At 63.0% G+C, this 6000-nt stretch carries 6 protein-coding genes; 3 read left to right on the forward strand and 3 right to left on the reverse strand.

Annotation, left to right across the window (positions count from 1 at the left end):
- The first annotated feature begins 206 nt into the window (after positions 1-206).
- The 3 genes from VQ071_RS20695 to VQ071_RS20705 are packed head-to-tail and all read left to right on the forward strand — an operon-like array spanning position 207 to position 2952.
- Positions 207-1325: an ABC transporter substrate-binding protein gene (locus tag VQ071_RS20695; protein ID WP_340516102.1), complete on the forward strand. Its 1119-nt coding sequence runs from the start codon at positions 207-209 to the stop codon at positions 1323-1325.
- Positions 1326-1328: 3 nt separating this feature from the next.
- Positions 1329-2108 carry an ABC transporter ATP-binding protein gene (locus tag VQ071_RS20700; protein WP_340516104.1) on the forward strand — a complete coding sequence of 260 codons (780 nt, stop codon included), beginning with the start codon at positions 1329-1331 and terminating at the stop codon, positions 2106-2108.
- Positions 2089-2952: an ABC transporter permease gene (locus VQ071_RS20705; RefSeq protein WP_340516105.1), complete on the forward strand. Its 864-nt coding sequence runs from the start codon at positions 2089-2091 to the stop codon at positions 2950-2952. Before VQ071_RS20700 ends, VQ071_RS20705 begins: the two co-directional genes overlap by 20 nt.
- A 108-nt stretch (positions 2953-3060) precedes the next feature.
- Here VQ071_RS20705 and VQ071_RS20710 read toward each other — a convergent pair whose 3' ends face one another.
- The 3 genes from VQ071_RS20710 to VQ071_RS20720 are packed head-to-tail and all read right to left on the reverse strand — an operon-like array spanning position 3061 to position 5704.
- Positions 3061-3921: an SDR family oxidoreductase gene (locus VQ071_RS20710; protein ID WP_340516106.1), complete on the reverse strand. Its 861-nt coding sequence runs from the start codon at positions 3919-3921 to the stop codon at positions 3061-3063.
- Complete coding sequence (uxuA, locus tag VQ071_RS20715; RefSeq protein ID WP_340516108.1) at positions 3918-5009, reverse strand: mannonate dehydratase; 1092 nt, start codon at positions 5007-5009, stop codon at positions 3918-3920. The genes VQ071_RS20710 and uxuA overlap by 4 nt, the downstream gene beginning before the upstream one ends.
- Complete coding sequence (locus VQ071_RS20720; RefSeq protein ID WP_340516109.1) at positions 5006-5704, reverse strand: GntR family transcriptional regulator; 699 nt, start codon at positions 5702-5704, stop codon at positions 5006-5008. The genes uxuA and VQ071_RS20720 overlap by 4 nt, the downstream gene beginning before the upstream one ends.
- Positions 5705-6000: the final 296 nt, after the last annotated feature.

The raw sequence follows: 6000 nt of genomic DNA on the forward strand, positions 1-6000 counted from the left end.
ACCGAATAGCCGTCCTTCCGTCAACCCCGGTCATGCGCTCCGAAGACGCCGCGGTCGAGGCCGGCGGTTTTTTGGCGTCGCGCCAGGGGCCGGCCATGACGTCGCGATGGCAGGTCGCGCAGCCCGCCCGCCCGGCATATAATACATATCCTCCCGCATACGGGAGCGAATCATGCCATCCACAGGGATCGATGGGAGGAAACAAAATGATCAAGCCGAAAAAAACTGCCGCGGCGCTGATCGTCGCCCTGCTGCTCGTCTTTGCCGCAGCATGCGGCCAATCGAACGGGCCGGCGGCCGGCGGCAGTCCGTCCGCCGGCGCGTCGCCCGACGCATCTGCATCCGCATCCGCATCGTCTTCGCCGTCGGCAGAGCCGGGAGCGGGCGCTACGGTCGCGCCGAAGGAGCTCGTGACGATCAAGTTTTCCGAAGTCATACGCTCGATTTTCTACGCGCCATACTACGTCGCAATATCGCGGGGCTTCTTCGCGGACGAAGGCATCAAGCTCGACATGAATACGGCGCAGGGCTCCGACAAGGGCGCCGCCGCATTGATCGCGGGCACCGCGGACATCTCGCTCGTCGGCCCGGAGACCGCCATCTATATTTACAATCAGAAGGGCGACAAGAAACTCAAAGTTTTCTACCAGCTGACGATGAAGGACGGCTCGTTCCTGCTGTCGCGCGACAAGGCCGACGCCTTCGATTGGGGCTCGCTCAAGGGCAAGAAGATCATCGGCTGGCGACCCGGCAGCGCACCGCAGATGGTGATGGCTTCGACGCTCAAGGAGAAGGGCGCGGACGGAGCGAACGTCGTCACGAACATCGCTGCGCCGGCGATGGCGGGCGCCTTCACGAGCGGGCAGGGCGACTATATCCAGCTGTTCGAGCCGGTCGCCTCCACGCTCATCGCGCAGGGCAAAGCCTATTACGTCGCTTCTGTCGGCGAGACGTACGGCGACTTCCCGGAGACGTCGTTCGTCGCGACCTCTGACTATATCGACAAAAATCCGCAGGTGATCCAGGGCTTCGTCAACGCCGTCGCCAAAGCGACCGAATGGCTGACCCAAGCCTCCGACGAGGAGATCGCCGAGGCGCTCGCGCCTTATTTTGAGGGCACGCCCAAGGAGCGGATCGTCGATTCGGTCAACCGCTACAAAAATCAAGACACATGGCCGGCGATGCCGGAGCTGACGGCCGCGGCCTTCGACAAGCTGCAGAGCGTCCTCATCGAGAACGGCGTGCTGAAGTCCGCGGACAAGGTCGCCGACATGAATGAGATCGCAGACATGCGCTTCGTGCAAAATATCGGAAAGGCGGGATAACCGGTGGCGCAAATCGAGCTGCGGGATGTCGGTCTCAGCTACTTTACGACCAAGCAGGAAACCGAGGCGCTGCGCGACATCCGGGCGACGATTGAGCAGGGGGAGTTCATCAGCGTCGTCGGACCGAGCGGGTGCGGCAAAAGCACCTTGCTGTCCCTCGTCTCGGGCATGCAGAAGCCGACGAAGGGCAAGGTGCTGATCGACGGGGCGGAGGTGCGCGGCACCTCCCCCAAGGTAGGGTATATGCTCCAGCACGACCACCTGTTCGAGTGGCGCGACGTGCTGAGCAACCTGCTCGTCGGCGCGGAGATTCGCCGCATGGATATGAAGCAGGCCAAGCGCACGGCGCTTGACCTGCTGGAGCGTTATGGCCTCGGCGGCTTCGCCAGCCACAATCCGACACAGCTGTCCGGAGGCATGCGCCAACGCGTGGCGCTCATCCGGACGCTGGTGACGGAGCCTGACATCATGCTGCTCGACGAGCCGTTCTCCGCGCTCGACTATCAGACGCGGCTGACGCTGGCGGACGAGATTCATCGCATCATCAAGGATCAGGGCAAGACGGCCGTGCTCGTGACACACGACATCTCCGAGGCGATCAGCATGGCCGACCGCGTGATGGTCATGACGAAGCGGCCGAGCACGATATTAAGCGTGCACGATATCCGCTTCGATGAAGGGGAGGGGCTCTCGCCGTGGCAGAAGCGCGAGGCCGGCCGTTACCACGCGTACTTCAACACCATATGGAAGGAGCTGGGCGGTCATGTCGCACCTGTCGGCTAACGATTCTCCCGGGTGGCCGGCCCCTGACACAGGGGCATCGGGCAGTGGGCCGACTGCCCAATACGCCCGCTACCTGGCGAAGCAGCGGCGCATCCGGCTGGCCGTATGGCTGACGCGGCTGGCCGTGCTCGCGGCATTTCTGGGCATCTGGCAGTGGGCCGCCGATCGCAAGTGGGTCGACGCCATGTTGACGAGCCGGCCCACGCAGCTGGTCACTTCCTTCAGGAGCCTGGCGCTGGAAGGCCATCTCTGGCATCACGCCTGGGTCACGACGCTCGAGACCGTCATCGGTCTGGCGCTGTCGATGTCCGTCGGGGCGGCGGTCGCGGTGCTGCTCTGGTGGTCGTCCTACGCGTCCAAGGTGCTGGAGCCGTACATGGTCGTGCTGAATGCGCTGCCCAAGGTGGCGCTCGGACCGATCTTCTACATCTGGCTCGGCGACCGCTATTCGGTATACGGCATGGCGATCGCCATCTCGATTATCGTCACGATTATGATGATTGAGTCCGGCTTCAGAGAGATTGCCAAGTCCAAGCTGAAGCTGATGGAGTCGTTCGGCGCCTCCAAGCTTCAGATGCTCCGCATGGTGCTGCTGCCCGCCAGCGTGCCTAATCTGATCGCGACGCTCAAGGTCAATGTCGGGCTGACGCTCGTCGGCGTCATCATGGGCGAGTTTCTGTCGTCCAAAGCCGGGCTCGGCTATATGATCGTCTACGGCGGTCAGGTGTTCCAGATGGACATGGTCATGGTCGGCATCGCGATGCTGGCGGTGCTCTCGATGGTGCTGTACGGCGTCGTCACGGTCATCGGGCATTTTGCGCTGAGGCGCCATCACTATGAGTAAAAGGCAAGCCGCTGCGCCGCCGCAAGCGGGCGGCGCGGCGAATCGGGATGCCGCCGTATTCCTTTCGTACATAACAATTGGTTGTGACCCGTATGAGCGAGCCGAAGATCACACGCCGGCGTACGCCATGAATCCGCCGTCCACCGGGATGAAGGCGCCGGTCACGAAGCCTGAAGCCGTGTCGTCGACGAGCCAGAGCAGCGTGCCGAGCAGGTCTTCCGGCTGGCCGAACCTGCGCATCGGCGTGTGCGCGATGATTTTGCCGGAGCGCTCGGTCAGCGAGCCGTCCGCATTTTTGAGCAGGGCGCGGTTCTGCTCGGTCAGGAAGAAGCCGGGCGCGAGTGCGTTGACGCGGATGCCCGACTCGGCGAGATGCACGGCCAGCCACTGCGTCCAGTTGTTGATGGCTGCTTTGGCCGCGCTGTAGGCGGGCACCTTGGTCATCGGCGACGGGGCGCTCATCGAGGAGATATTCACGATGACGCCGCTGCCCCGCTCGGCCATCGAGCGGCTGAAGATCTGGGAGGGAATGACGGTGCCCATGAAGTTCAGATCCAGCACGCCCCGGAAGCCGGTAGCGCTCAGGTCAAAAAAGGTCGTCGCGCCTTCTCGTCCGACATCCTCGGACCGGAAAATCTCGCTCGTCGTGTTGGCGCTCGGATGGTTGCCGCCCGCGCCGTTGATCAGGATATCGCAGGGACCGAGGTCCCGCGAGATGATGGCCTCGGCTGCGCGGACGCTGTCCGCATCCGTCGCGTCGCAGGCGACGGCGATCGCCGTGCCGCCGGCCGCACGAATATCGGCGGCGACCTGCTCGCCCTTGTCGACCGTCCGGTTCAGGACGGCGACCTTGACGCCTTGCCGGCCGAGCTCCCTGGCCATCACGCGGCACAGGACGCCGGAGCCGCCGGTGATGACGGCGACTTGGCCTGCGAGCGATTCGTGAATCGGGAGGAGATTCGCGCTCATACGGCAGCCTCCTTCGTCTTGGTGTCGGCCGCCGCCCGTGCCGCCGCGTCCCACAGTCCCCACAAGTACATGATGCCGAGCGCGCGATCGTACAGTCCGTAGCCCGGACGACATACTTCGCCCCACAGGTGGCGTCCGTGGTCCGGCCGCGCATAACCGGTGAAGCCGACGTCGTGGTACGCCTTGACGATGCCGGCGATATCGACGGTCCCGTCCTGCGTCCGGTGGGAAGTCTCGATGAAGTCGCCGTTCTCGTACACGCGCACGTTGCGAATATGCGCGAACGGAATGCGGTCCGCAAATTCATGGATCATGGACACGATATCGTTGGCCGGATTGGCGCCGAGCGAGCCGCTGCACAGCGTGATGCCGTTGTACGGGCTGTCGTGCAGCGCGAGAAACCGGCGGAAGTTGTCCTGACTCGTCATGATGCGCGGGAGTCCGAAGATCGGCCACGGCGGATCGTCCGGGTGGATCGCCATTTTGATGCCGCAGCGGGCGGCGACGGGAATGACCTCGTCCAGGAAGTAGCGCACATTTTCCCAGAGGTCTTCTTGGGTGACGCTTTTGTAGGCTTCGAAGAGGGAGGTCAGATGCGCGAGCCGCTCCGGCTCCCAGCCCGGCATCGTGAGCTCCGAGTTTTCGTTGATCTGGCGGACCAGCTCGAACGGATCGATGTTGTCGATCCGGTTTTTTTCGTAGAACAGGGCGGTGGACCCGTCTTCCATCTCCTTGTGCAGTTCTGTCCGCAGCCAGTCGAACACCGGCATGAAGTTGTAGCAGACGACCTTGACGCCGACCTGACCCAGCTTCTCCAGCGTGCGCTTGTAGTTCTCGATGTAGGTGTCCCGGCTCGGGAGCCCCAGCTTGATGTCCTCGTGAATGTTCACGCTTTCAACGACGTCAATATTGAGACCTGCGGCATGCGCCTCGTCTCTCAAGGCCACAATCTTGTCCATCGGCCATTCTTCTCCGGCGGGCATGTCGTGCAGCGACCAGACGATCCCCTCGACGCCCGGAATCTGCCGGATCTGCGCGAGCGAGATCGTGTCGTTGCCCGTGCCGAACCAGCGGAACGTCATTCTCATGGTTTACCGTCTCCTCCCGTTATGAAATATTGCGGATACTTGTCCATCAGATGCGCCAGATCGCGAACGCTAAGCAGCAGATGCTCCTGCATGACGCGCTCCGCCCGGTCGGCATCGCCGTCCTTGACGGCCAGCAAGATCGTCTCGTGCTGCTCGTACAGATGCCGCCATTGACGGTCCGCGACGAGCCGCAGCATCCGGCTGCGGTTCAGATGGACGTTCATCTGCCCGATAGCGCGCCACGTATTGAGCTTCCCGCAGCCGTCGAACAGAATCCGGTGGTAAGCTTCGTCCAGCTCGAACAGCCGGCGGTCGTCCCCGCGCTCGATGCTCATCAGCTGCAGGGCCAGATTGTCCTCCAGCGCATGCAGATGGCCATCGGGAAAATGCGCGCAGGCAAGCCTGACGACGGCCCGCTCCAGATGCTCGCGCATGAACCGGGCTTCCTCCACCAGCGCCGGATCGATCAGCGAGACAAACGTCCCCCGCTGCGGCAGCACCTGGACGAGGCCTTCCTGGGCGAGGCGCACGAAGCTCTCGCGCACCGGCGTCCGGCTGACGCCGAGCACGAGCGAGGATTCCTTCTCGGACAGGGCGGTACCGGGCGCCAGCTCCAGGTTCAAGATCTGCTCCCTCAGCTTGACATAAACCGTCTCCCGGGCCGAAGGCTCCTGGGCGCGTCCGTTCGTATACATGGCAGCAAAACTCCTTTCGGGCTTCCATCAACATCCTACCATACTTGTATGGTAGTGTGGTAGATCCATTTTGAAGAGCCAGCGACAAACTCGGCAGCCCCCGCCTGGCAACGAATCTTGCACCTGCACAGTTCGTCGCAGCGCCTCCACCAAGCGCCTCCACCAAGCACCTCCACCAAGCACCTCCACCAAGCACCTCCACCAAGCACCTCCACCAAGCACCTCCACCAAGCACCTCCACCAAGCACCTCCACCAAGCACCTCCACCAAGCACCTCCACCAAGCACCTCCACCAA

Source organism: Cohnella sp. 56 (assembly GCF_037963805.1).
Classification (GTDB): Bacteria; Bacillota; Bacilli; order Paenibacillales; family Paenibacillaceae; genus Cohnella.

What these genes read in the sequence shown, in the direction of transcription:
- VQ071_RS20720 (WP_340516109.1), bottom strand. Translation starts at nt 5,704, where the DNA reads ATGTATACGAACGGACGCGCCCAGGAGCCTTCGGCCCGGGAGACGGTT.
- uxuA (WP_340516108.1), bottom strand. Translation starts at nt 5,009, where the DNA reads ATGAGAATGACGTTCCGCTGGTTCGGCACGGGCAACGACACGATCTCG.
- VQ071_RS20695 (WP_340516102.1), top strand. Translation starts at nt 207, where the DNA reads ATGATCAAGCCGAAAAAAACTGCCGCGGCGCTGATCGTCGCCCTGCTG.
- VQ071_RS20705 (WP_340516105.1), top strand. Translation starts at nt 2,089, where the DNA reads ATGTCGCACCTGTCGGCTAACGATTCTCCCGGGTGGCCGGCCCCTGAC.
- VQ071_RS20710 (WP_340516106.1), bottom strand. Translation starts at nt 3,921, where the DNA reads ATGAGCGCGAATCTCCTCCCGATTCACGAATCGCTCGCAGGCCAAGTC.